This window comes from Streptomyces pseudoechinosporeus (genome assembly GCF_054783935.1).
Window position 1 is genome coordinate 38,724 of sequence record NZ_BAAGPS010000092.1, and the last position, 25,291, is coordinate 64,014.

Below are 25,291 nucleotides of genomic sequence, written 5' to 3' on the forward strand. Positions count from 1 at the left end.
AGGTCACGCATTCGATGCAAGAACTCTCGTTCCCCGCCGGAGAGCGTGCCCGCCACTGCCCGAAGGCTCACTCACACGCGCCAAGACACGCTCAAATGCCGTCGATCGCCACCTGTTCACAACTCCTCCTTCAGCGCCATCAACGCCGCCAGCCTGCTGATGCACCTCGGCCTGTTCGGATCGGTCTTCCTGCTCACCCAGTACTTCCAGGACGTCGGCGGCTACTCGTCGATGGAAGCAGGCATGCGGATGCTGCCCTGGACCGCCATACCCATGATCGCCGGACCGCTCGCAGGAGCGCTCTCCGACCGCATCGGCGGCAGACCGGTCGTCGCGGTGGGGCTTGTCCTATTCGCTGCCGGTGTGCTCGGCGTGGCGGCGGTGCTGGTGTTCCTGGTCCCCAGCCGGCGCAAGACCGGTGGCCCGGCTGCCGACCTGACCCCAGGGGATACTCCGGCCGGCGTCCCAGCCACCATCTGAGCTTCGCACCACGCCCAGCGCGCCTCGTACGCCCGCATCGTCGAGGGCATCCAGACCGCCACCGACGGACAGGGCTATGCCGGACAGACACCGGATCGTGTGGATCGCCTGCCGGTGGTCATCGGCGAGGGAGACACTGTCGGACGGTTTGCTCACAGTGCCGGTACCGGGAAGAGCGGGTACACCTTGGCGCCCGTTTCCCGTGCCGGCGCCGGGCTCATGGCCCGCACCGTGGTCCGGGTCCGGCCACCGGCGAAGACGAACACACGCAGCACCAGGAAACGCCCGATACCGGCGAGCCCGGCGGCGGTGAGGTAGACGACCTGCTCGTAGAGCACTCCGGCCGACGGCTGCACGAGGTGCAGGACGAGCACCGCGGTGGAGGTCACCACGTAGGCGGCCGTGGCCGACCCCGCGGACTGCCAGTGCTGGCGCCATCCGGCATGCCCTGCCCCGAAGGTGAAACGTGCGTGGAGCTCCGTACTGAGGAGAGTCGAGGCGACGGTGATCAGCGCATTCGCCACAGCCCAGGGCATCAGTCCGGCGAGCCCGACCACGGCAGTGCTGGACGCGACCCCGACACCGCCGCCGAACAGGACGAACCGGGCGAAGGAGGCGAGTGGACCGGGGGCGCCCGGGTTCTGTAGGGCCGCGGCCGTATCGGTGTCCGTCAGTTCCGCACCCCGCACCTCGTCCGCCGCCCCCGGCGTCGTCTTCGGCAAGACCAGCGACTTCATGGGAAGTCCCTTTCGACTGAGAGAGTTGCGGGGCCTCTTTGGCCGGCGGGTTCGCAGGATGCTGCGTCCTCACGCTCATTGAGCCCTTTGCATTACGACCATACGACAATAAGCAGGGAGTCGGCCCGCGGACAAGGACCTGACCAGACTTGGGATTATGACCGTACTCACATGGGTGGCGGGGGAGCAGATTCACCACGGCGCACGCGCCCGGTGCGACGACCGCTCCGCTGCTGCGAGGCCACCGGCCCGGGTAGCGACCCTCCCGTGGCTTCTCCACCGATGCCCCTCCACGCGCAACCTGCAGCGGCACGGGAACAGGGCTGCCGCCGAACCGGGGAGACTCCGCTACCGACCGCTGCACGCAGCCGCCCGCGCACAATTCCGCCGGCAGCCGCCCGGTCGCGAAGGCGGGCCTGCCCCGGCGGTGCACGGTGATCGGCCAGCTGGGCCAGGTCCGGTCCGCAGTGACGGTGTCCGCAGCGACGTCAGAGGCAGCGCCAGAGGCGAAAGCCCTGTTCTGACGCCGCCGCGCCAGGGCTCCGTACGGGCCTCCTACCTGCTCCCGGGCAGCACCTCGGACTCGGTCACGGCAACCCGGTCCGCCGCCGCTTCGGCGGCATGGTGCTGTGCCACCTGGATGTACCGCAGGCCGAACCAGGCGACCAGCGCCATCAGCGCGAAGGCCACACCGGCGAGGACGAAGCTGAGGGTGAACTGCGATTCGGCGGGCAGTGCCGGGAAACCGGCGGGATGTGCCCGACACTCTTGGAGGCCAGCACGGTGGTGATCACCGCGCTGCCGATGGCGCTGCCAGTGGAACGGGAGACGGAACCGGCCGGTGGACGAACATCCGCATGTCGACCAGCGGTTCCGGCACCTGCCGCTCGACCAGCACCCATACGGCACCCATGGCGGCGGCACCGGCGAAGCAGCCGATCGTACTCAGTGAGGACCAGCCCCACTCGTGTCCCTGGGTGATCGGCAGCAGAAGCAGCACGAGAGTCGCGGCAGCGTACGGAACGCGCGGCTCCCCGCATTCGGCCAGGGCGAATTGATACGTACGTGCGGTGGTATGGCCGTCAGCCGAGGTCGCGGCCGCGACCTCGGCCGGGAGCGCTGCCCGGTGCGAGCCGTGAAATGCCCGTCGCGGTTCAGGACGCAGGAAATGGAAAGAGCATGCAGCTGCTGGCGGCGCAGGAGGTGATCCCCGGTGGCGTCGGCTGCGTCCCAGCTGGAGAGAACCTGCCGGCTTCGGACCGCTCCCCCGAGAGCCACGGCCTGGGGCCAGGGATGTGGTGCGTCAGACGCGCTGCCCGGCGTCCAGCAGGGCGAGGGCGTTGTTGATCCCCTGATCGAGGAGTTCTTTGGCGAGTTGACTATCGGTCAAGGCGCGGGAAAGCTGCAGTGTCCCGGCCATCAGGCCGAGGAGGCTGAGCGCCTTCACACGTGCGGAGGACGGGGCCTCGGGCGCCATGCGGGCGGCAATGCCGTCGATGAGGACCAGCACGCCGTCGGTGTACGCCTGCCTGGTTGTGTCGGTGCAGCGCCCGATCTCGTCGAGCAGAGCGGCGTTGGGGCAGCCGTCGCCAAGGCTGTCGCGGTGCTGGGGCGACAGGTACCCGCGCACAATCTGCTCGAGTCCGGCACGGCCAGGCGCAGCCCGCGCGACGACATTCTCGGCCTGCGCCTTCAACTGCTCGGCGATTGCCGTGGTGACGAGGTCATCTTTGGATTCGAAGTGAGCATAGAAGGCCCCATTGGTCAGCCCCGCGTCCTTCATGAGCGTCGAGACCCCGGAGCCGTCGATACCGTCTTGCTTGAACCGGCGGCCCGCCGTCTCGATGATCCGCCGCCTCGTCTCCTGCTTGTGTTCTTTTCCGTACCGCACCACAGCACACGCTCCTTCGCCGGCCGGAAGGACCGGTTGCCCTTCACCGACTTCGCCAGTCTATGGTATTGCGAACGTAATCCAAAAAATCGACGAGTCACCAAGGGGCAGCGGGCCGCCGCCGAGCGGAATATCGATGCACTCCCTGTAGTCCCGGCTGCCCCCACACCAAGGGCCCTGTCTGCGGAGTCACACCCGAGAGGCAGGTACCGGGAAGAGCATGCAGCTACTGGTGGCGTGGGCGAGCAGACGGTCCTTCGCGTCGACCAACTGGGCCTGGGCGAGAGCGGTTTGGCGGCCACTGTTGACAACCGTGCCGATGGCGCGCACCGGGCCCGTGTCCACCGTGATCCGCCGCAGGAACTTCACCGTCAGGTCGAGCGAGGTGTACGCCATGCCCTGCGGGAGGGTGGACTGGACGGCGCAGCCCGCCGCCGAGTCGAGCAGGGTGGCGAAGATGCCGCCGTGCACGCTGCCGATCGGGTTGTAGTGCTCCTCCCCCGGCGTCAGGGAGAAGACCGCCCTGCCGGGCTCCACCTCGTCCAGGGCGAAGTCGACGGTGTAGTTGATGGGCGGCCCCGGCAGCCGCCCCGCCTGCAGCTCGCGCAGGAAGTCGATGCCGGCCATGCGCCCGGCGGCTTCCGCCAGGATCGCGGGATCTTCCCAGTTATACGTACGTGTTCGTCCCACGACCGAGGCCTTCCCGTCTGACTTTTGTGAGTGAAGCTAGCCCTTTGCCCAGCTGACTGTCAATGACGAAGTCAGGCCCGTACGATGACGGAATGGAGTGGCTTGAGGCGAGCACGGAGAACTGCCCCGTCCAGCGCACGCTCGACGTGATCGGGGAGAAATGGACGCTGCTGATCCTGCGTGACGCCGTCAACGGCGTCCGCCGCTTCGACGACTTCCACCGCCACATCGGCCTGTCGGAAGCCGTCCTCAGCAACCGCCTCCGCAAGCTGACCGCGGCCGGCATCCTCAAGACCGTCCCCTACCAGGAACCCGGCAGCCGCTCCCGCAACGAATACCGCCTGACCCGCAAGGGCTGGGACCTGTGGCCCGTCCTGATGGCACTGACCCAGTGGGGCGAGGCATACGCCCTCGGCCCCGAGGGTCCCCTACTGGACGTCCGCCACACCGACTGCGACGCCCCGGTCCGCGTCGTCGTCGAGTGCTCCGCGGAGCACTCCACCCTCACTCCCCGTGAAGTCACCGCTCGGCTGGGAACAGGCGCCCGCCTCCGGTCGTGAGCCATCGACCTCGCGGTCGCGGGCCGGACAGCGGTGTGACATCAACTGAGTGCCATGCACTCCGCCGCCGTCGCCCCTCAGCGCACGATCGACTCCGGCGCGCCGCCGAACCGAACTCGATGGGCGCTCCGGTCGCAGAGTTCAGCGCCTTCGCCGTCCCCGCCGTCGCCGGCACAGTGGCCGCACCGATGAGCAGTTCTACGGCGAGCGTCAGGCCACCGACACCCTCTTGAACTCGTTCCGCCCTCCCATCATCACAGAGACCGAACGAGTAACTATGAAAAATAGAGTTTGTTGCTATGATTTTTTGAGTTACTGTGCGGATGAGCCGAGCGCGCGTTCGTCGCACAAGGCGCGGGCTCCTTGGCGCTACTGGAGGGACTACTCATGGCCGATACGCAGTACGAGCCGGCGCATACGGGGCTGCTCCTGGTGGACCCCTACAACGACTTCCTCTCCGAAGGGGGGAAGGTGTGGCCTTACGTCGAAGAGGTCGCCAGGGAGGTCGGTCTGCTCGACAACCTGCGCGCGGTGACGGCCGCGGCGCGTGCGGCCGGGATCCAGGTGTTCGTCGTCCCGCACCGTCGCTGGCGCGAGGGCAACTACGCGAACTGGAACTTCCTCACACGGGACCAGGCCAGCGGCAACGAAGCGCAGATATTCGCGGCGGGAAGCTGGGGCGGCGAATGGCACCCGGACTTCGTTCCCCAGGAGAGCGATGTCGTCGTCCACGAGCACTGGGCGCAGAGCGGGTTCGCCAACACCGATCTCGACTTCCAGCTCAAGAAGCACGGCATCACCCATGTCGTGAGCATCGGCATGCTGGCCAACACCTGCATCGAGTCGACCAGCCGCTTCGCCATGGAGCTGGGGTACCACGTGACCTTGGTGCGCGGAGCGACCGTCGCGTGGACCCGGGAAATGCTGCACGCGGCCCACGAACTGAACGGCCCGACCTACGCCCACGCCATCGTGAGTGCCGACGAGATCGTCACTGCGTTCAAGGGGACGCCGGCGGCCTGACGCTCACCGTAGAACTGCTGGTGACCTGACTGGCCGTCAACCTGCCTGGCGATCGGTGCAGTTGGAGAACCCTCACGCAAAGCGCCCGTGGCTACAAATGATCACGACAGTCCCGTACGCAGACTGATCAGCACGGCACCACAGGCTCAGACAACTCCATGACGTTACTGCTCGACCTGGACGGCCTGGCCGTCATTCCCCATTGCGGATGCGTAGCCGACTCACTGCTCATGCAGTGCGTTGCGCTGAGAAAGGATCAGATCATGTCGAACGACCAGGTGATACACAACCTGCTGATGACTGCGTCGGAGGCGACGGCTACGGTCGATGCTCCGATCGATACGGTCGACATCGCAGACTGGGTGCTGAACCTGCCCGACGCGGAGTACCAGCGCTGCGCGCCGGGCGAACACATCGCTGCGGGCCGGACCACCACGGATGACGGGCGCCCGATGTCCATCAATGTGGAGAACGTCGGCGGCAGCCTCGTCATCCAGCACTACGTGGCCGAGGTGCACGAGCCGCACCACTGCCGCATGGTGTCGCTGTCCGATGCGCAGACAGCAGGCGTCTGGACCAAAGCCCACGTCACATGGGACCTGCGGGTGGAGCCGATCGATGACAGAACCTGCCGTTTGACCAACACCGTGACCGTCCGCCCCACCCAAGGCTTCCTGGACCTTCTCGCTCAGGGTGGCGTGAGCTTTGACGACGCCGCCGCGCAACAGCAGGCGTCGACCCACGCCCACAACCAGCGCGAGACTCCGCTCTACGCGGCCAGCCTGGGACGCAAGGCACTCGCACTCACCAAGCTGGAGGCGAACTGATCTGCTCCGGCCGGCGGCCACTACTGAACCGGCCCGACGCCCAGCACCCATGACGCGGCCGAGCCTAGAAGGTTACCGACTCGATTTTTCATAGTTACTCGTTCGGTCTCTGCGATGATGGGAGGGCGGAACGAGTTCAGGAGGAGGACGTCAGGGTGGGTGGCTGGTCGGAGATCACGAGCACGGTGTGCCCCATCGCGCGTTCGAGCGCGGCGATCGGGGACCGCTGGACGCTGGTGATCATGCGGGAGCTGGCGATGGGCAACCGCCGCTTCGACACTCTGCAGGCCCAGACCCTGACGTCCCCGCAGATGCTGACCAACCGCCTCAAGCGACTGGAGGCCGACGGCATGCTCGAACGCCGTGCCTACAGCGAAAGGCCCCGCCGCTACGAGTACCACCTCACCGACAAGGGCGAAGCCTTCGCCCCGGTGCTGCTCGCCCTGCGTGCATGGGGCGAGAGCTGGTGCAAAGAGCCCGGGGAAGAGGTTGCCGTCCATCAGATCCACACAGCATGCGGTCGCGAGGTGGGCCTGAGCGGCACCGTGTGCGAAGGGTGCGGCAAGCCCTTCACCATGAACGAAGTGATGAGTGAACTCAGCGCGGCCTTCGCACGGGAACGCCAGGACAGGAGCACAGCCGCCAGGCGGGATGCCGAAACCCGCCCAACCTGACCTCCCCGTTTCGCTTCAGGCGAGTTCGCGTTTGAGGATCTTGCCGGTGGGGGTCAAGGGCAGTTCGTCGACGAACTGGACGACGCGCGGGTATTTGTACGCGGCGAGCCGCTCCTTCGCCCAGGCGGCGAGCTCCTCCTCACTCGTGCCGCTCCCGGCCTTCTTCACCACGACGGCCTTGATCTCCTGACCGTGGGAGTCGTGCGGTACGCCGATGACGGCGACCAGTGAGACGGCGGGGTGCTCCATGAGCACTTCCTCGACCTCGCGCGGGTAGACGTTGAAACCGCCGCGGATGATCATGTCCTTGGACCGGTCGACGATGTAGTAGAAGCCGTCCTCGTCCTTGCGGGCGAGGTCGCCGGAGCGGAACCAGCCCTCCCTGATCGCCTCGGCCGTCGCCTCGGGCCGTTTGTAGTAGCCCTTCATGACGTTGTGCCCCTTGATCGCGATCTCCCCGATCTCGCCGAGGCCGCCCTCGACCTCGGACCAGTCATCGCGGATCAGCTTCATCTCCACGCCTGGGATCGGTACGCCGATCGACCCGACGCGGGGCTCCTCTCCGAACCGGGAGAAGGAGGCGACCGGGGAGGTCTCGGACAGTCCGTATCCCTCAAGGATCGTGACACCGAAGCGGTCCTTGAACTGCTTGTGGATCTCGCCGGGCAACGCTGAGCCACCGGCCGCCGCCACGCGAAGATTCGCGGCCAGGCGGGCGACGTCGACCGTTTCGTCGAGTGCGGCGAGAAGACCCCAGTACATCGTCGGGACGCCGGCGAAGAACGTCACATCGTGGTCGAGCATGAGACGCAGGGTTGCCCGCGCCTCGAACCTCGGCTGCATCACGATCGTGCCGCCGAAGGCGAGGGCGCCGTTCTGGATCACGGTCTGGCCGAAGGCATGGAACAGCGGCAACGCGCACAGGTACGTGTCGGGGCGCTCGGAGTCGGCGGCGAACAGGTCGACGCTGGCGAGCGCGTTGTCGTACACGTTGCGGTGACGCAACTCCGCGCCCTTGGGCCGGCCGGTCGTGCCGGAGGTGTAGAGGACCACCGCGGTGTCGTCCTCGTCGCGCTCGACCGTCTGGAACGTCACCGGCCGCTCGGCGACGACCGCGGCGTACGACTCCGGCGTCCCGTCCCCGGCCCACGGCGCGCCACCGCCCTCGATCAGGAAGAACTCGGTACAGCCCTCGGTGGCCTGGAATCCCTCCCACGCGGTCTGCCCGATCGGCAGCTCCGCCGTGCCCTCAAACGCGAAGTACGCCTTCGCGTCGGAGTCGGTGAGGTGGTAGGCGACCTCGCGAGCCTTCAACAGCACGTTCAGCGGCACGACCGCCGCCCCGGCCTTGAGGATGCCGAAGTAGACGCTGGTGAAGTGGGGCAGGTTGGGACAGGACAGCGCGACCTTGTCCCCCGGCTGGATGCCGCGCGAGACAAGCAGGTTCGCGACCCGGTTGGCTGCGGCGTCGAGGGCTCTGTACGTGATGCGGTCGTCACCGAAGACGATCGCGGTGCGCTCCGGGTACCGGGACACGGAATCCGTCAGTACGCGTGACAAGTTGCGGCTCGGGCTGTGCATCGTCGTTCTCCTGGTTCTCGGGGTGGGACGAAGGCGTGGCAGGTCACGTCTGAGCGGCTCGCGCGGCGGCCGGCCGCCGAAGTTCGACCCTCAGGGCTACAAGGCTCGGCACGCGGTCGAGTGCGGCATCAACCGCCTCAAAAGGCACCGGGCCGTGGCCACGAGGTACGACAAGCTCGCGGTCCGCTACGAGGCGGCCGTCCTCATCGCGGCCATCAACGAGTGGCTGTGAGCAGCATCTTCGCGATTGCCCTGGTGGCCCTTCACTGATTCTCCGCCTCGAATGCCTGGGCGACGGCCAGGCTGTCCTCGTAGAGATGGTGCCGGGTGACAAGGCCGTCTTCGACGGTGAAATGCAGAGCGAACCGCGCGCGGTACGCACGTCCGGTGGGCCGGGCGGTCTGACGGATCTCGCCGAGCACGACCGCGTCGCTTCCGTCGACAAGGATGCGCTCGACCTCAGTCGCCGCAAACTCCTGCACGTGGTGCTCGGCAAGCTCGCGATAGTGGGCGGCCGCGTCGGCCCGGGTGGACCGATGACGGATCCACGGCGTGGCAGTGCGGCCGTGCTCGTCCTCCGGCCAGCCGAGCTTCCAATCGCCCTGCTCGGCATACAGCTCGGCGATGCGCTCAGGGTTGCCCTCGCCAATTCTGCGCAGCAACTCCTCAACCACAGTGCGGGTGTCCGTAGGTGCGGCTATGGACATGGCTGACCTCTCCTTCCTGGTCCGCGTCCTCCGACGCGGAAAGATGACCAATCCAGCCAGCGTGGGAACGCCGAAACCATTACCTCTGAAGTAAGGCTGCGGCTACGTCGCTGTCGACCGGACGCGACGGATCCTCGGCCCGGACGGCGACCCGAAGGTCGGCGAGCCTGGTCGCGCGCGGCGGTGCGCGCGCGTAGCTGAAGCCGCCGTCGTGGTCGGCCGTCCCGACCGTCGTCTGCCGGACCGGGACGAGATCGCGGGCGTCGCGGACCTGCGCGCCACCGCAGGCCATGTCGGCGTCCGTCCACCGTCCCGATCCGGCAGGCGCGCGGATCGTGCTACTGCCGCGCCCGTACCGCTAAGCGGGTCCGGGGAAGTGCGGGTGCGTTCCCGCGTCGTTCGGTGCGTGCTCTGGGGGTCCCCCCGGCCGAAGGCTGGGGGAGTGCCGGACGAAGGCCCTCGATGGGGGTGCCCCCGGTCGAACGAAGTTGAGACTGGGGGAGGAGCTACTTGGGCCTTTGGCCGGTGCGGCGAGTGGGGGCACCTCCCACGCCCTTAAGGCAGTGGGGGCGCGTGCCGGGCGGCGTGGGGGCGTGCCTGAACTTCCCCGGGGTCGCTTAGGTCAGATCTTCGCCTTCTCCCGCACCCACGCGCCGATCTGTGCGATGGCGGCGTCGGTCTCCGGAACCCGGCCGGCACTGTAGACGTACGAGTGTTGGCCTCCGGGGACCACCACGGTCGTCGTGTCGATTCCGGCGTCCTTGACGCGGGCGGCGAACTCCTCGTCCTCGCCCTCCAGGACCTCGTACGTTCCCCAGGAGACAAGGGTCGGGGGCAGACCGCTCAGGTCCGCCCGGTTCAGATTGATCCGGGTGTCCGTGAACTCGATGCCCGTGCCGCCGATCCAGGACTCCCGGAAGAACTCCAGCATTTCCTTGCTGAGAATCTTGTCCGTCCCGGCGTTGCTCGCGATGGTCTCGTTGGCGATTTCGAGGTCGCACCAGGGGGAAATCGACACGATGGCGCCGGGCAGCGGCAGCTTCTTGTCGCGGAGGCGAAGCACCAGGGCGACGGCGAGGAACCCGCCGATCGAGTGGCCGATCGTGATGATGTTCCCCGGTGCATACCCTTCGGACAGCAGCCAGTTGAAGGCCGCCTCCGAGTCGTCCACCTGAGCCGGGTACTTGTGTTCCGGTGCCCGCCGGAAGTCCAGGACCAGTACGGGGGCCCCGGCGGCCTTGGCGATATGCCCTGCGAGCTTTCGGTCGACGAACGCCGACGCCAGAACGGAGCCCCCGGCGTGAGTGTGCAGGAGGACGTGGTCGGTGCTGGCGTCGACGGGTTCGCACCAGATTCCAAAAACGCCACCCGCGTCCACCTCCCGATAGGTGACGCCTTCCGGCTCCCGGGCCGCGAGATGGACTTGCTCCGCCTGGATGCGCGCCGCATCCACCTCGGAGGGGGGATTCGCCCCTGAGGCCAAAAATTCCGCGAACGCGGTCATTTCCGGGCTCAGTTCAACAACAGCGTGATCAGACATGTGGTACCTCCATGGGGCCATTTGGGCATACCGGCCCGCCAGGACCGGTATCGCCGGGGATTGTCAGGCGGTGTGGGTGGGGTTTGTCAGGCGGTGTGGGCGGGGTAGTCGGTGTAGCCGGCCTCGCCGCCGCCGTAGAAGGTGGCGGGGTCGGGGGTGTTCAGCGGCGCGCCGGTGCGTACGCGCTCGACCAGGTCGGGGTTGGCGAGTGCCATCACGCCGACGGTGACGATGTCGGCGAGGCCGTCTTCGATGTCCTTGGCGCGGGTGGCGATGTCGGCGCCGGCCCGGTTGAGAATCAAGGTGTTCGGCCACAGCTTGCGGAGGGTGTGCAGGAGTTCGTCGTCGCCGCAGTTGCCGATGTGCAGGTAGGCGAGGTCGAGCGGGGCGAGGGCGCGCACGAGTGCCGGGTACAGCTCGTGGGTGTCGCTCTCCGCGATGTCGTTGAACGGGTTGCCGGGAGAGATCCGGAAGCCGGTGCGGCCGGCGCCGATCTCGTCCGCCACCGCGGTGGCGACCTCCACCGCGAAGCGGATGCGGTTGTCGACGGAGCCGCCGTACTGGTCGGTGCGCTGGTTGGTGTTGGTGGCGAAGAACTGGTGCAAGAGGTAGCCGTTGGCGCCGTGGATCTCGACGCCGTCGGCGCCGGCCGCGATCGCGGCCGCGGCGGCGCGCCGGAAGTCCTCGACCGTCGCGGCGACCTCCTCTGTGGACAGCTCGCGCGGTACCGGCATCTCCTGAGGGCCGGACGGGGTGAACATGTCGCCCGCCGGCTGGACCGGGGAGGGGGCGACCGGCTGCCGGTGGTGGAGGGTGTTGTCGGGGTGGGACATCCGTCCGACATGCATGAGCTGGATGACGATGCGTCCGTCGACGCCGTGCACGGCGTCGGTGACCTTGCGCCAGCCGGCGATGTGCTCCTCGGAGTAGATGCCGGGGGTGAGCAGGTAGCCCTGGCCGTCGGCGTTGGGCTGGGTGCCCTCGGTGATGATGAGGGCGTGCGAGGCGCGCTGGGCGTAGTACTCGGCGTTCAGCTCGGTGGGTGTGCCTTCCGGGGTGGACCGGTTCCGCGTCATGGGGGCCATCGCCAGTCGGTGCGGCAGGGAGATCTCCCCGGCGACGATCGGGTTCCACAGGGCGTTCAACATGGATGTTTCCTCAGATAAAGGGTGGGAGAGAGCTGCGGGGAGGCGGGCTGCCCCGCGGTAGCGGGTAGGCGGTGACCCGGCCGGATGGGCCGGTGACCTTCCACTGGAAGGCAGGCTGCGTGGAGGGCGGTCGACGGTGCTGACGGGTTTGCCGTGTACATGACCGCCGCCATTGCAGTGCTGGGCCTCGGCTGTTCGTACAGGCAGGGAAGGAGGAGGCCGAGTGCGTTGGTCTTCCCCACGCCGGAGGACGCATCGGTCGTGTGCAGCAGCGGCCGTGCCGTCGTTACAAAAGGGACTCCCGCACCGGAGTCGGAGCGGCGGTCAGCCGCGGTAGCGATCGGCCGGGACCCGCTGCGACAGGTTCGGGACGAGCGTCTGACGCGCCTTCTCGAACGACTCCCAGTCGCTGATCTCCGGCAGTGACGGGATGGTGACGGGCTCCCCGGCGTCGAGGCCGGCGAGCGCCGCGTCGACGGCGTCGTCCGCGCTCATGATCCACTCGTCGGGGAACGCCGCGAGGTCGAGGCCGGAGCCGTCCCAGAACTCCGTGCGGACAGCGCCCGGCAGCACGGCCTGCACCGTGACGGGGCTCTCGGCGAGTTCCTGCTGCAGGGCCTGGGTGAACGTCAGCACGTAGCTCTTGGTGCCGCTGTAGACGGCGCTGACGGGCAGGATGTTGAGAGCCAGGGCAGAGGAGATGTTCACCACGGTGCCGTGCCCGCGGGCCGTCAGGCCCGGCAGGACCGCGGTGGTCAGCCTGGTCAGCGAGGTCACGTTGAGGTTGATCAGCGCCTCGGAGGCCGCGGCGTCGGAGGTTGCCAGCGGGGTGAACAGCGACCCGCCGGCGTTGTTGATCAGCACCGCGATGCTCTCGTCGGTCCGTAGTCGCTCCTCGACCACGGAGATCTGCGCCGCATCGGTGAGGTCGGCGGTGACGACGTCCACTGCGCGGCCCGTTCGGCTGCGGATGTCCGACGCCAGCGTTTCCAGCCGCGCGGTGTTGCGGGCCACCAGGATCAGGTCGTAGCCCCGGTCGGCAAGCCGCTGTGCGTAGGCGGTACCCAGGCCGGCGGACGCACCGGTGACGACGGCGCTCTTGTTCTGCGTGGTCATGGGGTGAATCTCATTTCTGGGCTGGCGGATGAGTGGGGGCCAAAGCGTCGGCCTCGCTTTAGATTACGATAGGTATCTAAAGCCGTTCAGTCAACAGTCCCCCGCGATGCCGTCAGCCACCGCCCGCGGCCGGAGACTGCTCGACGTGCACGCGGGATCCAGGTCGGCGGCCGATCAGGTTCGGATGCGGGCCCACGAGCTCCTCGCCTTGCGACAGCGAGAAAGAGCCGTACGGAATACGGAAAGAGGGCGCTGCGGCCGGCCGCCCCGGCGCTTCGCATATGATAGATGCGCTTTACTATCTAACGTGGGCAGGTGACTGATGAGTCGGGTTTCGCAAGCACAAGCGCTCGAGAACCGCAGGCGCGCGGTCGCCGCGGCCTCCCAGCTCTTCCGAGAGCGCGGCGTGAACGGCATCAGCGTCGCCGATCTGATGAAGTCCATCGGGCTGACGACGGGCGGCTTCTACAAGCAGTTCCCCTCCAAGGAGGCCCTGGTAGCCGAGGCGGCTCAAGCCGCTTTCGGAGACCTTGACCTACTCCTGGCGTCGTTCGACACGGCCCACGGCGATCACGACACCGCGCGCGGCGCCCTCGTCGACTTCTACCTGTCGGCCGAGCACCGTGACCAGCCCGGCACCGGTTGCCCCACCGCGGGATTCGCGGGGGACATGGCTCGCGAGCCCACAGCCGGGGAGGTGCGCGAAACGTACGCAGCCGGAGTCGAGGAATTCGCCGAGTGGCTGTCCACCGACGCCAACGACGGCCTTCCCATGGTGGCCACTCTGGTCGGCGCGATCCTGCTTGCCCGGGCCACGGCGGGCACAGAACTGTCGGAGAAGATCCTGGAGTCGACCCACAAAGCCCTGACTGCACCAGACGGGCCTTGACCGGAATCCTGGACACGGGCAATGCGGCTGGGGCCCAACGCCACCTAGTTAAAGGGTTGTTGGGCCCGTCAACTGAGCCCACCGGCAGACTGAGCCACCACGAGCTCCTGGCGCACCGCGCTCAGCTCACCCGGCGGGCCTCATACGAAAGGCCGGGCCGGGGACGCTCTCGATGTCCTTCGCTTGCACCGGGTGGCCTTGTTCGCAGCGAATCTCGACGTCGACGTGCGCGCCGCACTCGCGGTGTCGTGCCAGCACGGCCGGCCCCTCCGGGTCGGCGCGGTAACGGTCACCCCACTGCAGCAGCCCCATCACGGCCGGCACCAGATCCATGCCCTTAGCGGTGATCACATACTTCGGCCGGCTCCGCGAACCGGGCTCCTTGTACGTCTCCGTCGCCAGGATCCCTTCCTCCACCAGCATCCGGAGCCGCGTCGCCAGGAGGTTGCGAGGACAGCCGAGGACACGTTCGAAGTCACCGAACCGGGACGAGCCGTACCAGACCTCGCGCAGGATCAGGACCGTCCACTTCTCCCCCACGACCTCAAGGGTCCGGGCAATCGAGCAGTTCGACATGTCCCGGTCGAGTCGGGGGTCCATGCCGGCGCCCTGAAGAGCTTCGGTCCACGCATCCATGGGGGTGATCCTAACCTCACCTGAGTTTACTTTTCTATACTCAGCCAGTAGCGTCATGACCAGCACATCAACCCGGCCGCACGCGAGAAACGGGCGCGCAGGGGGACCTGCGCGAAGAACCACATCGACCACCGGAACACCCACACAGAAAGGCGGCCGACATGAAGGCATTCGTCGTCGAGAAGTACGGCAAGGACGGCGTGCGCGCCGCGGAGGTACCCGAGCCCACGGTCGGAGACCGCGACGTCCTGGTCAGAGTGAGCGCCGCGAGTATCAACCCGCTGGACAAGTTGGTCCGCAACGGGGAGTTGAAGCAGGTCCTGAAGTACAAGCTTCCGTTCGTGCTCGGCCACGACGTGGCCGGCGTCGTGACGCGGGTCGGCTCCGCCGTACACGGCTTCGAAGTCGGCGACGAGGTCTACGCCCGGCCGCGCGACCTGCGGGTAGGAGGCTTCGCGGAGTTCATCGCGATCGACATGGACGATGTCGCACCCAAGCCGGCCTCGCTCACCCTCCATGAGGCAGCCGCGGTGCCGCTGGTGGCCCTGGCCGCCTGGCAGATTCTTGTCGAGCGTGCCCAGGTGAAGCCGGGGCAGAAGGTGCTCATCCACGCCGGTGCCGGTGGCCTCGGCTCGACAGTCATCCAGCTCGCCAAGCACCTCGGCGCCACAGTGGCGACGACCACGGACACCGAGACCGAGAAGCTGGTCAGGAGCCTCGGCGCCGACGTCGTCGTCGACTACACCAAAGAAGACTTCTCGAAGGTGCTGTCCGGCTACGACCTGGTGCTGGACGCCCTGGGCGGAGCGAACCTCGAGAAGTCGCTGACCGTGCTGAAGCCCGGCGGTCTGGCCATCAGCGTCGTCGGCCCGCCGGACGCCGGCTTCGCCAAGCAGCTCGGCGCCCCCTCCTTCCTGGGCCTGGTCATGAACACGCTCAGCCGCAAGGTCCGCAAGCAGGCCAAGGCACTGGGCGTGCGCTACCAGTTCTTCTTCATGCAGGCCAACGGCTCCCAGCTGCGCAAGCTCGGCGCCCTCTACGACAGCGGGAAGCTCCGCCCGGTCATCGACAGCACCTTCCCGTTCGACCAGACGCTCGAGGCGATGGCGCACGTCGAGCAGGGCCGCACCAAGGCCGGCAAGGTCGTGGTCTCGATGGTGCCCGACAACGACTGAGACCGTGCCGGCCACAGACCCTCCGTCCGGCACGGTCACCGGAGGGGCGACGACGCCGTCGGCGATCCAATGGCGACTGGCGACTACGTTCGCGGAGAGCCGCCGCTGCAGACGTCTCGGTGCCATTCCGCACGCCATATGGCTCGCGACACAGCGCGCCACACGGCTCTACGCCGACCCGAGCCGTGGTCAGGCCCCCGCACCCGTTGCGTGTCGGGAGCGCGTGACCACGGCGGACATGCTCAGGACGGCAGCGTCCGTCCGCCGAGCGACGCACGTTGCCAGTTGGGAGTGCGGTCCTTGTCGACCAGGGCCGCACGGACGCCTTCCAGGAAGTCCGGCGTGCGGATGGTCGTGCGCGTGAGGGCCAGTTCGTGGCCGAGGCACTCGCGCAACGTGTGCTGCCTGCCCCGGGCCAGCAGGGCGTGAGTGATCTCCAGGCTCTGCGGCGAGGCGGACTCCAGGGCGACCAGCGCGGCTGCCGCCCACGGGGTGTCGAGGTGGCGCAGGCGTTTCTCGATCTCGCCGAGGGTCGGCGCGCCGAACGCCCAGTCCACGTCCCCGCGTACCTCCGCCATCCTGCTCTGCGCCACCGGGGAACGGCCGGCGAGGCGGTTCAGGACCACGTCCACCGGGTCGCCGGGGTTGTCGGCCAGGGCGTCCCCGACCGCGTCGAGCCCGTCCGCGGGGACGAAGTGCGTGGCCAGCCCTGTGTACAGGGCGTCGGCCGCGTCGAGCCGGTGCCCGGTCAGTCCCAGGTACATGCCGATCGCGCCGGGCAACCGCGGCAGAAAGTAGCTGGCCCCGACGTCCGGGAAGAACCCGATCCCGGTCTCGGGCATCGCCAGCACCGCGCCCTCGGTGACGACGCGGAAGCTGCCGTGGACGGACAGACCGAGACCGCCGCCCATGCACAGGCCGTCGATGAGCGACACGACCGGGACGGGATACTCGGCGATCCGGGCGTTGAGCCGGTATTCGGAGGCGAAGAACCGCTCACTGGCCTCGGCATCCCCGGCGAGGCTGTGCTCGCGGATCGTACGGATGTCCCCACCGGCGCAGAACGCCTTCGTGCTGGTACTGGCGAGCACCACCGCGGACAGCGGTAGGCGCTCCCACTCGGCGAGCACGCGGTCGATGGCGGCGACCATGTCTGTCGTCAGGGCGTTGAGCGCCTTGGGCCGGTTCAAAAGGATGCGGCCGACGCCCCTGTGGACGTCGGCGAGAATCTCGACCGCAGCGGTATCAGTCATCGGTCGTCATCTCGTCATCCGCGGACCTGGCTGTCGTGGCCATCACGTTCCTCACTCGCCGGGTGTCAGGCGTAGATCTGCGCGTAGAGATCCTGGATCTCGTCCACGGTGGGTACGACGGGGTTGTTGGCGGGGAATCCGGACGCGAGCGCCTGCTCGGCCATGAGGGGCTACAGGCGGAACCACTCGTCCTTGTCGATGCCGTGGGCTTGAGGGGTGGGCACCTCAAGATCCTGGCACAGGGCTCGGAGCGCCTCCACGAGCTTATCGGCGGCCAAGGCGTTACCGTCGCGGTCGGTGACGGCTCCGAGGGCGCGGGCGCAGTCGGCGTACCGGCTCTCGGCGGCGGGCACGGAGAACGCGGTCACCGCGGGGAAGAGCATCGCGTTCGACAGACCGTGGACGACGTGGAAGTGAGCGCCGATCGGACGGCTCATGCCGTGCACGAGCGCCACGCTGGAGTTGGAGAAGGCGATGCCGGCCTGGGTCGCGGCGAGCATCATCGCCTCGCGAGCCTCGATGTCTCCCCCGTCGGCGTAGACGCGGCGGAGGTGGTGGCCGATGGTCCGGATCGCGTTCAGGGCAAGGCCGTCGGAGAACGGATTGGCCTTGCGGCTCACGTACACCTCGACGGCATGAGTGAGCACGTCGATGACGGGGCCCGATGGTGGAGCTCCGCGGTCTGTGAGCGATTCGTGCCGCAGGTGGTGCGCGCCTGAGCGACCTCGCCATCGAGCCAGCCGCGCGTTCTCGACGGAGTCTGGCGAGGTTGTAATTCCGTTGCCGGAGCACCAGCATCTTCGATCGAATGCCTCCATGACTCATGACGGCCCCCCGGACCATCTGGAGCAAAACCGACGCTATTGGGATGACGAGGCGGCTGCGTGGCACGGGCCGCTCGCCCGAGATCACTGGTCACAGGTGGAACCACGCTGGGGATTATGGGCCACCCCTGAGTCACAGGTCTCCGTACTTCCCGACGGCATAGCCGGGATGCGCACCATTGAGCTGGGCTGCGGTACTGCCTACGTTTCCGCTTGGCTGGCCAGAGCAGGGGCCCAGCCGGTCGGGATCGACCTCTCGGAGAAGCAGCTCGCCACTGCTCGCGCGATGCAGGCGGAGTTCGGCATCGACTTCCCCCTCGTCCTGGGCAAGGCCGAGAAGGTGCCCTACGAGGACAACACGTTCGGCCTGGCGATCAGCGAGTACGGCGCCTCGTTGTGGTGCGACCCCTACCAGTGGATCCCGGAGGCGGCCCGGCTTCTCGTTCCCGGAGGCCAGCTGGTGTTCATGCGCTACTCACCGCTGTTCGCGCTGTGCGTACCGTCCGAGGGGTCGGCATCCACCACCCTGTCCCGCGGGCAATTTGGCCTGACCCGGCTGGACTGGGGTAATCACGTGCAGTTCATCCTGCCGCATGGTGAAATGCTCCGTCTGCTGCGGTCCTGCGGCTTCGTCGTTGAGGACCTGATCGAGATTCAGGCACCCCAGCCTGCACACCGGGACTACGCGGAAGTTTCGGCCGGTTGGGCCCAGCAATGGCCCAGCGAGGAGATCTGGAAAGCTCGGCTGGCAGGCTGACAGCTCCGCAGGCACCACGTGGCGCTTTCCCCGATGCTCCAGGTTTCCTATCGGGGAAGGACCAGCAATGGCCAGCCCGCCTCGACCTTGATCTGCGGGCGCCGGTGGTCACGTCCATGGACGTGACCCGTACAAAACCACCCACGGTTCGCTCGGTGCGGCGAGTTCACCGGGTGCGACGACGGTGTCGACCGGCCCGTCCTGCGGCTCGGCGGACTCGGCGGAGTACACCAGCGGCCCGCGCTGGACGGGCCGCCCGCAGCCCCGGTGAGGCACAAGTGCACCCGCAGCACAGCCCCTCCCGCTTTTCATATCGAGGCGTCGTTCTTGGCGACGGCCCAGAGAGGCCGTTCGACGACCCAGCGGCGGAACACGGTGAACCCGCTGGTGTCGTCGCTGCGTTGACGACCTGAAGGGTGAAGTCGGGCTCGTGGGCGGCCCAGCCGACGAGGTGGTCGATGCAACCGATTCGACCCAGATCAGATGCAGTCTCCGCAAGCACTCCCGCGGGACGAGCCGTACCAGACCTGGCGCAGGAGCGGGATCGCCCACATCGCGCCCATCGATGCCCCGGAAGAGCCTCCTCGCAGCCATGAGGGTGACCCCAACCTCACCTGAGTTTACTTTCCTATACTCAGCAAGTAGCGTCATGACCAGCACATCGACCCGGCTCCCGCAGGGGAACCCGGCACGGCACCCGTCCGAGAAGGAGCACCACCATGGGAGTAAGCCCAGAGGCACACGAGTTCGTGGAGTTCCTTGCGAGTGTGAGCGCGAGGTCGTCGGCACCCGGCCTCGACCTGGCCGTCGTCCGCGACATCGTCGACTCGAACCACAAGGCGTCGACCGAGCCGGAAGGCGTCACCTACGCCGAGGTCGACGCGGACGGCGTGCCCGCCCTGTGGGCCATCCCCGAGGGCGCCGACCCCGACAAGGCGCTGCTGCACTTCCACTTCGGCGGATCCGTCACCGCCTCCATGCACTCCGACCGCAAGGCCGCCGGCCACATCGCCAAGGCGGCCGGCGCCCGCTCCCTCGTCGTGGACTTCCGCCTCGCCCCCGAACACCCCCACCCCGCCCAGCTCGACGACGCCGAGACCGCCTACCGGTGGCTGCTCTCCCAGGGCTACCAGCCGCGCAACATCGGCAGCACCGGCCACTCCATCGGCGGCACCCTCGCGGTCATGCTGCCGCTGCGCCTGCTCGCCAAGGGCGAGGCCACCCCGGGCGCGATCGTCAGCGTCTCACCCTGGACCGACCTCACCATCCAGAACCCGTCGGTGGACGCGAACGAAGACAACGACAAGATGCTCAGCCGGAACACCCTCGAACTCTTCCGCGGAGCCTGGCTGCAGGACCCCGCGGTGGACTTCGCCGACCCGCAGATCAGCCTCGTGAACGCCGACCTGACCGGCCTGCCGCCCACGACCGTCCACTACGGCGAGTACGAGACCCTCGCCGACGACGGCGCCCAACTCGGCCGCCGCCTCGCGGACTTCAAGGTCACCACCGAGGTCCACCCGATGCCCGAAGGCCAGCACTCCTTCGTCCTGGGCGCCGGGCGCGTGCCCGAGGTGGACCAGGCGATCCAGCAGATGGGCCAGTGGCTCCGTAAGCACCTCGGCACGTGAGCGGAAGCTGCACCTGACGATGGGGCCCTGTCCGCCAGGCCGCCCCACCACCTCGATGCCGGTGACCGGTCCGCCGGTCTCCGGCATCCTGCTCGACCATGCCGGCCGGCATGAGGTACTTGTGTCCGACACTGTTCCGCACGCAGCCCCACCACTGTCCCTCGATGCCACAAAGGAGAGCGCGATGGGAACGTACGAGGATGTCTTCCGCGCCAGTACCGAGGACCCGGAGAGCTTCTGGCTGAGGGCGGCAGAGGGCATCGACTGGGATGTCACTCCGCGACGCGCCCTGGACTCCTCGGGCGCACCGTTCTATCGCTGGTTTCCCGACGGGCGGCTCAACGTCTGTTTCAACGCGCTCGACCGGCACGTCGAAGCCGGCCGGGGAGACCAGCCCGCGCTCATCTACGACTCCCCCGTAACCGGCGCCCAACGCACTTACAGCTACGCGCAGTTGAGGGACGAAGTGGCAGCCTTCGCCGGAGCACTCGCGCAGCTCGGCGTGGGACACGGCGACCGCGTGGTGATCTACATGCCGATGGTTCCCGAGGCCGCCGTCGCGATGCTGGCCTGCGCACGCATCGGCGCGGTCCACTCGGTCGTCTTCGGCGGGTTCGCCCCGCGCGAACTCGCCCTCCGCATCGACGACGCCGCCCCCAAGGTGGTCGTCTCCGCCTCCTGCGGCATCGAGGGCAAGCGGGTCATCGCATACAAGCCGCTGCTCGACCGGGCCATCGAACTCGCCGTCCACAAGCCGGAGAAGAGCGTGATCCTGCAACGCCCGCAGGAGCCGGCCGAGTTGGGGCCCGACGATCTCGACTGGGGCGACCTGGTCGCCGCCGCACCGCCGGCCGACTGCGTTCCCGTCCCCGCCACCGATCCCCTCTACATCCTCTACACGTCCGGAACGACCGGAAAGCCCAAGGGAGTCGTGCGTGACTGCGGCGGCTACGCGGTCGCCCTCCACTGGTCGATGGGCGCCGTCTACGACGTGGGCCCGGGCGAGACGATGTTCACCGGCTCCGACGTCGGCTGGGTCGTCGGGCACTCCTACATCGTCTACGCACCCCTGCTGGCCGGCGCCACGACGGTCCTGTACGAGGGCAAGCCGGTCGGCACCCCGGACGCGGGCCAGTTCTGGCGCGTCGCCGCCGAGTACCAGGTCAAGACCATGTTCACGGCACCCACCGCCTTCCGGGCCATCCGCAAGGAGGACCCGAAGGGAGCACTCACCGCCGGCTACGACCTCTCCCACCTGCGCTATCTCTTCCTCGCCGGCGAGCGCCTCGACCCCGAGACGTACCACTGGGCGAGCGCCCTCCTGGGCGTCCCGGTGATCGACCACTGGTGGCAGACCGAGACCGGCTGGCCCATCGTCGCCAACCCGGTCGGCATCGAGGCCGCTCCCCTCAAGCCCGGCTCCCCCACCCGCCCGCTGCCGGGCTGGGACGTCCGCGTCCTCGACCCCTCGGGCGAGCCGGTGCCCGCGGGCGTCGACGGTGCGATCGTCGTGAGGCTCCCCCTGCCGCCCGGCGCACTCCCCACGCTCTGGAAGGACGACGACCGCTACGTCGCCTCCTACCTCTCCGCCTACGACGGCTACTACCTCACCGGCGACAGCGGCCACATCGACGACGACGGCTACGTCTTCGTCATGGGCCGCACCGACGACGTCATCAACGTCGCCGGACACCGGCTGTCCACCGGCAGCATGGAAGAGGCCCTGGCCGCCCACCCCGACGTCGCCGAATGCGCCGTCATCGGCGTCGCCGACGAACTCAAGGGCCAGATCCCGCGCGGCTTCGTCGTCCTGAAAGCAGGCAGCAACCGCGAACCGAGCAAGGTCGAGGCCGAACTCGTCCAGCTCGTACGCGAACGCATCGGCGCCGTCGCCTCCCTCAAGGACGTCACGGTCGTGGCCGCCCTGCCCAAGACCCGCTCGGGCAAGATCCTGCGCAAGACGATGCGCGGCATCGCCGACGGCCACGACGAACCCATCCCCTCCACGGTGGACGACCCCGGCGTCATTGAGGTCCTGCGCCCGGTCCTCCGCCGCACCGGTCACACCCCGTGAACGTGACCGCCCGAGGCGCCCCTTCTCGCTGTCCGCCAGCATCCGGCTGTGCATACGCCGGGTTCTGTCACACCGAGCATCTCCCCAATCGGTCCCTGACGCGGTGTGCCGACTGCCCCCCTGTGGCATTGGGGTTCACAAGGCTCAGGTAGGCAGGGAACTCCGATCAGTTCAGCAGCGGATGGATGGAACTCAGCCGGAGACGCCTGAGCTTACGTTCGAACCTGATCGTCGCTGATACGCCATCTCCATGCGGGTCGTTGGAGGCCGGCTAAACCGATCTGCACTCGACCGATCGAGAAAACGATGAGCCAGAACCGTCGGCTGACCTTCTATGCATAGTCTGATGTTGGTCCGCCTTGCGGCTTTCCCGCCCTGTATGCCGGGCCTGGACTGGCTACCGCGCCGGCGAACCGCGAGCTCTGGGCCTGCGTGCATCGCAAGAGACCCCTACCGCCAGGGAACAAGGGGCGGCCTGTCATGCCAGGCGCCGCGAGACAGCGCCAAGTAGCCCCACAAGCTGACGCAGGGAGCAGAACGCTCCAACCGCCCTCGGTCCCCGCGCCCTCAACGTCCACCAATCATTCGCTGCAAGCCATAGAAACGGCAGGTCAGAGGCACTCTAGCTCGCCGCGCCGCTCTCCTGCTCCTATACAGAGGACCCTCGCTGGCGCGCATCCGCTACGCTGTCCCTGGTCGGTCGTTGGTACGTCGCGTTGTCCGCTCAAGTGGTACTGCGGAGGACGTCGCACCATATCCGACCAGCGGGCTTGTGCTCCTTGTCGAAGATCCGCAGGCTGGATTTTCAACAAGGTTTTCTACAAGCCCCCGCCTTCGTAGCTCAGGGGATAGAGCACCGCTCTCCTAAAGCGGGTGTCGCAGGTTCGAATCCTGCCGGGGGCACAGGGTCTGACCAGCGCGTTTACCTCTGCGAGGTAGGCGCGCTGTTCGTTGTAGCCATGGCATTAACCATGAATAGGTTCCAGAACCATGGCGACCAAGACATCCAGGCGACGTCAGCGCGGCAGCATCCGCCCCAACGGGGCCGGCTTCCAGGTCCGCGTCTACGCAGGACGGGACCCCCTCACGAAGAAGGACATCTACCTTCACGAGCAGGCCGAGACAGAGCCCGAGGCGGAGAAGGCGCGCACGAGGCTCCTCCACCAGGTCGACGAGAAGCGCCATCCCAAGACCCAGGTGACCATGTCGTTCTTGCTCGACCGCTGGCTCGGTGTCGCCGAGCTGGACGAGACGTCGTACGAGCGGGCCGAGGGCATCATCCGCAACTACCTCAAGCCGACCTTCGGCGACCTGAAGGCCGGCAAGCTGACCGCCGAGATGCTCGAGCTGTTCTACTCCCGGCTGCGCAAGTGCCGTGAGCAGTGCGAGGGCCGACGCAACGGCAAGACCGACCCGAAGACCAAGCAGAAGCACGTCTGCCTGACCCTCGAACCGAACTCCATCCGGAAGATTCACTTCATCCTCCGGCCCGCGCTCGACCGCGGCCTGCGCTGGGGCTACGTGACGACGAACGTCGCCGCCCTCGCCGAGCCACCCTCCCAGCCCAAGCCGAACCCCGACCCACCAACTCCCGAAGAAGCGGTCCTCGTTCTCAACACGGCCTGGCAGCGGGACCTGGACTGGGGGACGTTCCTGTTCATGACGATGGTGACCGGCTCACGCCGCGGTGAGATGTGCGCGTTGCGCTGGTCGGACATCAACCTCGACCGGCTCGAACTCTTCGTGAAGCACTCCAACAACGGCCGCCGGATCAAGGACACCAAGACCCATCAGCGCCGCAAGCAGGCCATCGACGTGATCACACGCTCCGTTCTGGTCGCCCACCGCGAGCGTGCCGAAGAACGCTGCAAGGCACTCGGCGGTGAACTCGCCCGCGATGCCTTCGTGTTCTCCGGCGAAGCCGACAGCTCCGCCCCGCTCGTGCCGTCGAGCGTCAGTCAGCGATACCGCCGCCTCGCGAGAAAGCTGAAGATCCACACGCATCGCCTGAAGGACCTGCGTGCGTACAACGTGACCGAGCTCCTGGGCGCCGGTGCCGACGTACGAACCGTCGCCGGCCGTGTCGGGCACGGCGGCGGAGGCGCGACGACGCTCAAGTACTACGCGGCCTTCCTGGCCACCTCCGACCGCCAGGCCGTCACCGCCTTCGCCAAGCAACTGCCGGTGCCAGAAGGGCTGCTCACCGAGCAGCCGGTCACGACCTTCATCAACGGGCTGCGCCTGGTCTGCGGGTGCGGGAACGAGTCGCTGTGGGCGATGCTCGTCGTCACCGACGACGGGGCCGAAGCCCTGTGCGGCCAGTGCGAGGCAGCCGTCCGGGCCCGCCCGGACACGGAGGTGGGTCCCCTCGGCAGGACCATCAAGATGGAGGCAGCCCCACCTCGAGAACTCGCTCCCTGGGAGGCGATCGCCCAGGAGCTCGCAGGTGCCATCAAGGACGGCACGATGCTCCCCGGCGAGGATGTCCCCACCGTCGGCGACATCGCCCAGGCCCACGGCGTCTCGGTCGGTACCGCGCACCGCGCCTTCACCCAGCTGAAGAAGGACGGATTGATCGAGGTCAGCCGAGGCCGCCGAGCCGTCGTCCGTGAGGTCCACGAGGAGGCCTCCAACGCCGAACGCTGTCAGGGCATGTCGTCGACCAGAGCAATTTCCGACGGCAGTCCGCTATGACAGTTCCCGGGCCCTCAGCTTGGGAAGCTGCGGCATTCTGGGGCCGGTTGGGGCATTGACCTGGGCGAACGGCTGGTATGTGGCCTTGTTGGGCTCGGCTGCTTTCCCCGTGATTCCCCGCTGTTCCCCGCTCGATCTGGTGCGCTTGTGGTGCGGACTGAGCGGCGTACGGGTCGCGGGACGGTGCGAGGGGAGAGCATTGTCAGTGAGCACGGTGCATCGTGAAAACGGCACGTCAGATGGTCTGGTGTGCGTAGGCGTCGGGAGGCTCGGGCAGGTCCGGAGCGGTAGTCCACCGACAAGATCATCCGTCAGCGGGCGACTTCCCGGTTCGTCAGCACCAGCAGGGCCCGCACCAGCGCAGTTGCCCACCTCGGATCCGTG

At 67.7% G+C, this 25,291-nt stretch carries 25 protein-coding genes, 1 tRNA gene and 2 pseudogenes; 14 read left to right on the forward strand and 14 right to left on the reverse strand.

Annotated elements, in window-relative coordinates; all coding sequences use genetic code 11:
* Positions 1-45: 45 nt before the first annotated feature.
* Positions 46-384 (forward strand): annotated as a pseudogene (locus ACYVO6_RS48295) (MFS transporter); the annotation flags it as partial.
* Positions 385-632: 248 nt separating this feature from the next.
* Here the strand turns inward: ACYVO6_RS48295 and ACYVO6_RS48300 are convergent.
* The 5 genes from ACYVO6_RS48300 to ACYVO6_RS48320 all read right to left on the reverse strand — a co-directional run bounded on the left by ACYVO6_RS48300 (position 633) and on the right by ACYVO6_RS48320 (position 3,798).
* The gene (locus tag ACYVO6_RS48300; protein ID WP_461073216.1) at positions 633-1,217 is read right to left on the reverse strand and encodes a GtrA domain-containing protein; all 585 of its coding nucleotides are present in this window, start codon (positions 1,215-1,217) and stop codon (positions 633-635) included.
* A gap of 555 nt (positions 1,218-1,772) precedes the next feature.
* Positions 1,773-1,907: a hypothetical protein gene (locus ACYVO6_RS48305; protein ID WP_461073218.1), complete on the reverse strand. Its 135-nt coding sequence runs from the start codon at positions 1,905-1,907 to the stop codon at positions 1,773-1,775.
* 100 nt (positions 1,908-2,007) lie between these two features.
* Positions 2,008-2,217, reverse strand: a complete 210-nt coding sequence (locus tag ACYVO6_RS48310; protein WP_461073220.1) for a hypothetical protein — start codon at positions 2,215-2,217, stop codon at positions 2,008-2,010.
* A 303-nt stretch (positions 2,218-2,520) separates the two neighbouring features.
* Complete coding sequence (locus tag ACYVO6_RS48315) at positions 2,521-3,111, reverse strand: TetR/AcrR family transcriptional regulator (protein ID WP_461073222.1); 591 nt, start codon at positions 3,109-3,111, stop codon at positions 2,521-2,523.
* 186 nt (positions 3,112-3,297) lie between these two features.
* Positions 3,298-3,798: a PaaI family thioesterase gene (locus tag ACYVO6_RS48320; RefSeq protein WP_461073224.1), complete on the reverse strand. Its 501-nt coding sequence runs from the start codon at positions 3,796-3,798 to the stop codon at positions 3,298-3,300.
* Between the two features lie 92 nt (positions 3,799-3,890).
* Here ACYVO6_RS48320 and ACYVO6_RS48325 point away from each other — a divergent pair, with 92 nt between their 5' ends.
* The 4 genes from ACYVO6_RS48325 (at position 3,891) to ACYVO6_RS48340 (ending at position 6,882) form a co-directional block, all read left to right on the forward strand.
* Positions 3,891-4,358, forward strand: a complete 468-nt coding sequence (locus ACYVO6_RS48325; RefSeq protein ID WP_461073226.1) for a winged helix-turn-helix transcriptional regulator — start codon at positions 3,891-3,893, stop codon at positions 4,356-4,358.
* Positions 4,359-4,745: 387 nt separating this feature from the next.
* Positions 4,746-5,381, forward strand: a complete 636-nt coding sequence (locus ACYVO6_RS48330) for a cysteine hydrolase family protein (RefSeq protein WP_461073228.1) — start codon at positions 4,746-4,748, stop codon at positions 5,379-5,381.
* A gap of 158 nt (positions 5,382-5,539) precedes the next feature.
* Positions 5,540-6,208, forward strand: coding sequence for an SRPBCC family protein (locus ACYVO6_RS48335; RefSeq protein WP_461073230.1), 669 nt, complete (start codon positions 5,540-5,542; stop codon positions 6,206-6,208).
* A gap of 155 nt (positions 6,209-6,363) precedes the next feature.
* Positions 6,364-6,882: a winged helix-turn-helix transcriptional regulator gene (locus ACYVO6_RS48340; RefSeq protein ID WP_461073232.1), complete on the forward strand. Its 519-nt coding sequence runs from the start codon at positions 6,364-6,366 to the stop codon at positions 6,880-6,882.
* 15 nt (positions 6,883-6,897) lie between these two features.
* On the opposite strand, the gene ACYVO6_RS48345 is transcribed toward ACYVO6_RS48340, so the two are convergent.
* Positions 6,898-8,463 carry a long-chain-fatty-acid--CoA ligase gene (locus ACYVO6_RS48345; RefSeq protein ID WP_461073234.1) on the reverse strand — a complete coding sequence of 522 codons (1,566 nt, stop codon included), beginning with the start codon at positions 8,461-8,463 and terminating at the stop codon, positions 6,898-6,900.
* 55 nt (positions 8,464-8,518) lie between these two features.
* On the opposite strand from ACYVO6_RS48345, the pseudogene ACYVO6_RS48350 reads away from it, so the two are divergent.
* Positions 8,519-8,695, forward strand: a pseudogene (locus ACYVO6_RS48350) (IS5 family transposase); the annotation flags it as partial.
* A gap of 31 nt (positions 8,696-8,726) precedes the next feature.
* On the opposite strand, the gene ACYVO6_RS48355 reads toward ACYVO6_RS48350, so the two are convergent.
* From ACYVO6_RS48355 to ACYVO6_RS48375, 5 genes are all read right to left on the reverse strand, one after another.
* Positions 8,727-9,170 (reverse strand): nuclear transport factor 2 family protein, encoded by a 444-nt coding sequence (locus ACYVO6_RS48355; protein WP_461073236.1) that lies wholly within the window; start codon positions 9,168-9,170, stop codon positions 8,727-8,729.
* Positions 9,171-9,249: 79 nt separating this feature from the next.
* Positions 9,250-9,462 carry a hypothetical protein gene (locus ACYVO6_RS48360; protein ID WP_461073238.1) on the reverse strand — a complete coding sequence of 71 codons (213 nt, stop codon included), beginning with the start codon at positions 9,460-9,462 and terminating at the stop codon, positions 9,250-9,252.
* Between the two features lie 330 nt (positions 9,463-9,792).
* Positions 9,793-10,710, reverse strand: a complete 918-nt coding sequence (locus ACYVO6_RS48365) for an alpha/beta hydrolase (protein ID WP_461073240.1) — start codon at positions 10,708-10,710, stop codon at positions 9,793-9,795.
* Positions 10,711-10,796: 86 nt separating this feature from the next.
* Positions 10,797-11,858 (reverse strand): alkene reductase, encoded by a 1,062-nt coding sequence (locus ACYVO6_RS48370; RefSeq protein ID WP_461073242.1) that lies wholly within the window; start codon positions 11,856-11,858, stop codon positions 10,797-10,799.
* A 324-nt stretch (positions 11,859-12,182) separates the two neighbouring features.
* Complete coding sequence (locus ACYVO6_RS48375; protein WP_461073244.1) at positions 12,183-12,974, reverse strand: SDR family NAD(P)-dependent oxidoreductase; 792 nt, start codon at positions 12,972-12,974, stop codon at positions 12,183-12,185.
* A gap of 322 nt (positions 12,975-13,296) precedes the next feature.
* Here ACYVO6_RS48375 and ACYVO6_RS48380 point away from each other — a divergent pair, with 322 nt between their 5' ends.
* Positions 13,297-13,863, forward strand: coding sequence for a TetR/AcrR family transcriptional regulator (locus ACYVO6_RS48380; RefSeq protein ID WP_461073246.1), 567 nt, complete (start codon positions 13,297-13,299; stop codon positions 13,861-13,863).
* 126 nt (positions 13,864-13,989) lie between these two features.
* Here the strand turns inward: ACYVO6_RS48380 and ACYVO6_RS48385 are convergent, their stop codons facing one another.
* Positions 13,990-14,463, reverse strand: a complete 474-nt coding sequence (locus ACYVO6_RS48385) for a winged helix-turn-helix transcriptional regulator (protein ID WP_461073268.1) — start codon at positions 14,461-14,463, stop codon at positions 13,990-13,992.
* Positions 14,464-14,660: 197 nt separating this feature from the next.
* Here ACYVO6_RS48385 and ACYVO6_RS48390 point away from each other — a divergent pair, with 197 nt between their 5' ends.
* Positions 14,661-15,674, forward strand: coding sequence for an NADP-dependent oxidoreductase (locus ACYVO6_RS48390; RefSeq protein ID WP_461073248.1), 1,014 nt, complete (start codon positions 14,661-14,663; stop codon positions 15,672-15,674).
* A 242-nt stretch (positions 15,675-15,916) separates the two neighbouring features.
* Here ACYVO6_RS48390 and ACYVO6_RS48395 read toward each other — a convergent pair whose 3' ends face one another.
* On the reverse strand, positions 15,917-16,927 hold the full coding sequence (locus ACYVO6_RS48395; protein WP_461073250.1) for an enoyl-CoA hydratase/isomerase family protein: 1,011 nt from the start codon (positions 16,925-16,927) through the stop codon (positions 15,917-15,919).
* A 170-nt stretch (positions 16,928-17,097) separates the two neighbouring features.
* Positions 17,098-17,574, reverse strand: coding sequence for a dehydroquinate synthase/iron-containing alcohol dehydrogenase family protein (locus tag ACYVO6_RS48400; RefSeq protein WP_461073252.1), 477 nt, complete (start codon positions 17,572-17,574; stop codon positions 17,098-17,100).
* A 169-nt stretch (positions 17,575-17,743) separates the two neighbouring features.
* Between ACYVO6_RS48400 and ACYVO6_RS48405 the strand changes: the two genes are divergently transcribed.
* The 6 genes from ACYVO6_RS48405 to ACYVO6_RS48430 all read left to right on the forward strand — a co-directional run bounded on the left by ACYVO6_RS48405 (position 17,744) and on the right by ACYVO6_RS48430 (position 24,907).
* The gene (locus tag ACYVO6_RS48405) at positions 17,744-18,508 is read left to right on the forward strand and encodes a class I SAM-dependent methyltransferase (RefSeq protein ID WP_461073254.1); all 765 of its coding nucleotides are present in this window, start codon (positions 17,744-17,746) and stop codon (positions 18,506-18,508) included.
* A 483-nt stretch (positions 18,509-18,991) separates the two neighbouring features.
* Positions 18,992-19,126, forward strand: coding sequence for a hypothetical protein (locus tag ACYVO6_RS48410; RefSeq protein ID WP_461073256.1), 135 nt, complete (start codon positions 18,992-18,994; stop codon positions 19,124-19,126).
* 101 nt (positions 19,127-19,227) lie between these two features.
* Positions 19,228-20,139 (forward strand): alpha/beta hydrolase, encoded by a 912-nt coding sequence (locus ACYVO6_RS48415; protein WP_461073258.1) that lies wholly within the window; start codon positions 19,228-19,230, stop codon positions 20,137-20,139.
* 184 nt (positions 20,140-20,323) lie between these two features.
* Positions 20,324-22,213, forward strand: a complete 1,890-nt coding sequence (locus ACYVO6_RS48420) for a propionyl-CoA synthetase (protein WP_461073260.1) — start codon at positions 20,324-20,326, stop codon at positions 22,211-22,213.
* A gap of 830 nt (positions 22,214-23,043) precedes the next feature.
* Positions 23,044-23,116: transfer RNA gene (locus ACYVO6_RS48425), tRNA-Arg, on the forward strand.
* Between the two features lie 87 nt (positions 23,117-23,203).
* Positions 23,204-24,907: a tyrosine-type recombinase/integrase gene (locus tag ACYVO6_RS48430; protein ID WP_461073262.1), complete on the forward strand. Its 1,704-nt coding sequence runs from the start codon at positions 23,204-23,206 to the stop codon at positions 24,905-24,907.
* The last annotated feature ends 384 nt before the right edge of the window (positions 24,908-25,291 follow it).

Bases quoted from the DNA above. Each gene is read 5' to 3' on its own strand.
- ACYVO6_RS48300 (WP_461073216.1), bottom strand. From the start codon at position 1,217: ATGAAGTCGCTGGTCTTGCCGAAGACGACGCCGGGGGCGGCGGACGAG.
- ACYVO6_RS48325 (WP_461073226.1), top strand. From the start codon at position 3,891: ATGGAGTGGCTTGAGGCGAGCACGGAGAACTGCCCCGTCCAGCGCACG.
- ACYVO6_RS48330 (WP_461073228.1), top strand. From the start codon at position 4,746: ATGGCCGATACGCAGTACGAGCCGGCGCATACGGGGCTGCTCCTGGTG.
- ACYVO6_RS48335 (WP_461073230.1), top strand. From the start codon at position 5,540: ATGACGTTACTGCTCGACCTGGACGGCCTGGCCGTCATTCCCCATTGC.
- ACYVO6_RS48345 (WP_461073234.1), bottom strand. From the start codon at position 8,463: ATGCACAGCCCGAGCCGCAACTTGTCACGCGTACTGACGGATTCCGTG.
- ACYVO6_RS48355 (WP_461073236.1), bottom strand. From the start codon at position 9,170: ATGTCCATAGCCGCACCTACGGACACCCGCACTGTGGTTGAGGAGTTG.
- ACYVO6_RS48360 (WP_461073238.1), bottom strand. From the start codon at position 9,462: ATGGCCTGCGGTGGCGCGCAGGTCCGCGACGCCCGCGATCTCGTCCCG.
- ACYVO6_RS48365 (WP_461073240.1), bottom strand. From the start codon at position 10,710: ATGTCTGATCACGCTGTTGTTGAACTGAGCCCGGAAATGACCGCGTTC.
- ACYVO6_RS48370 (WP_461073242.1), bottom strand. From the start codon at position 11,858: ATGTTGAACGCCCTGTGGAACCCGATCGTCGCCGGGGAGATCTCCCTG.
- ACYVO6_RS48375 (WP_461073244.1), bottom strand. From the start codon at position 12,974: ATGACCACGCAGAACAAGAGCGCCGTCGTCACCGGTGCGTCCGCCGGC.
- ACYVO6_RS48380 (WP_461073246.1), top strand. From the start codon at position 13,297: ATGAGTCGGGTTTCGCAAGCACAAGCGCTCGAGAACCGCAGGCGCGCG.
- ACYVO6_RS48385 (WP_461073268.1), bottom strand. From the start codon at position 14,463: ATGGACCCCCGACTCGACCGGGACATGTCGAACTGCTCGATTGCCCGG.
- ACYVO6_RS48390 (WP_461073248.1), top strand. From the start codon at position 14,661: ATGAAGGCATTCGTCGTCGAGAAGTACGGCAAGGACGGCGTGCGCGCC.
- ACYVO6_RS48395 (WP_461073250.1), bottom strand. From the start codon at position 16,927: ATGACTGATACCGCTGCGGTCGAGATTCTCGCCGACGTCCACAGGGGC.
- ACYVO6_RS48405 (WP_461073254.1), top strand. From the start codon at position 17,744: ATGACTCATGACGGCCCCCCGGACCATCTGGAGCAAAACCGACGCTAT.
- ACYVO6_RS48410 (WP_461073256.1), top strand. From the start codon at position 18,992: ATGCAGTCTCCGCAAGCACTCCCGCGGGACGAGCCGTACCAGACCTGG.
- ACYVO6_RS48415 (WP_461073258.1), top strand. From the start codon at position 19,228: ATGGGAGTAAGCCCAGAGGCACACGAGTTCGTGGAGTTCCTTGCGAGT.
- ACYVO6_RS48420 (WP_461073260.1), top strand. From the start codon at position 20,324: ATGGGAACGTACGAGGATGTCTTCCGCGCCAGTACCGAGGACCCGGAG.
- ACYVO6_RS48430 (WP_461073262.1), top strand. From the start codon at position 23,204: ATGGCGACCAAGACATCCAGGCGACGTCAGCGCGGCAGCATCCGCCCC.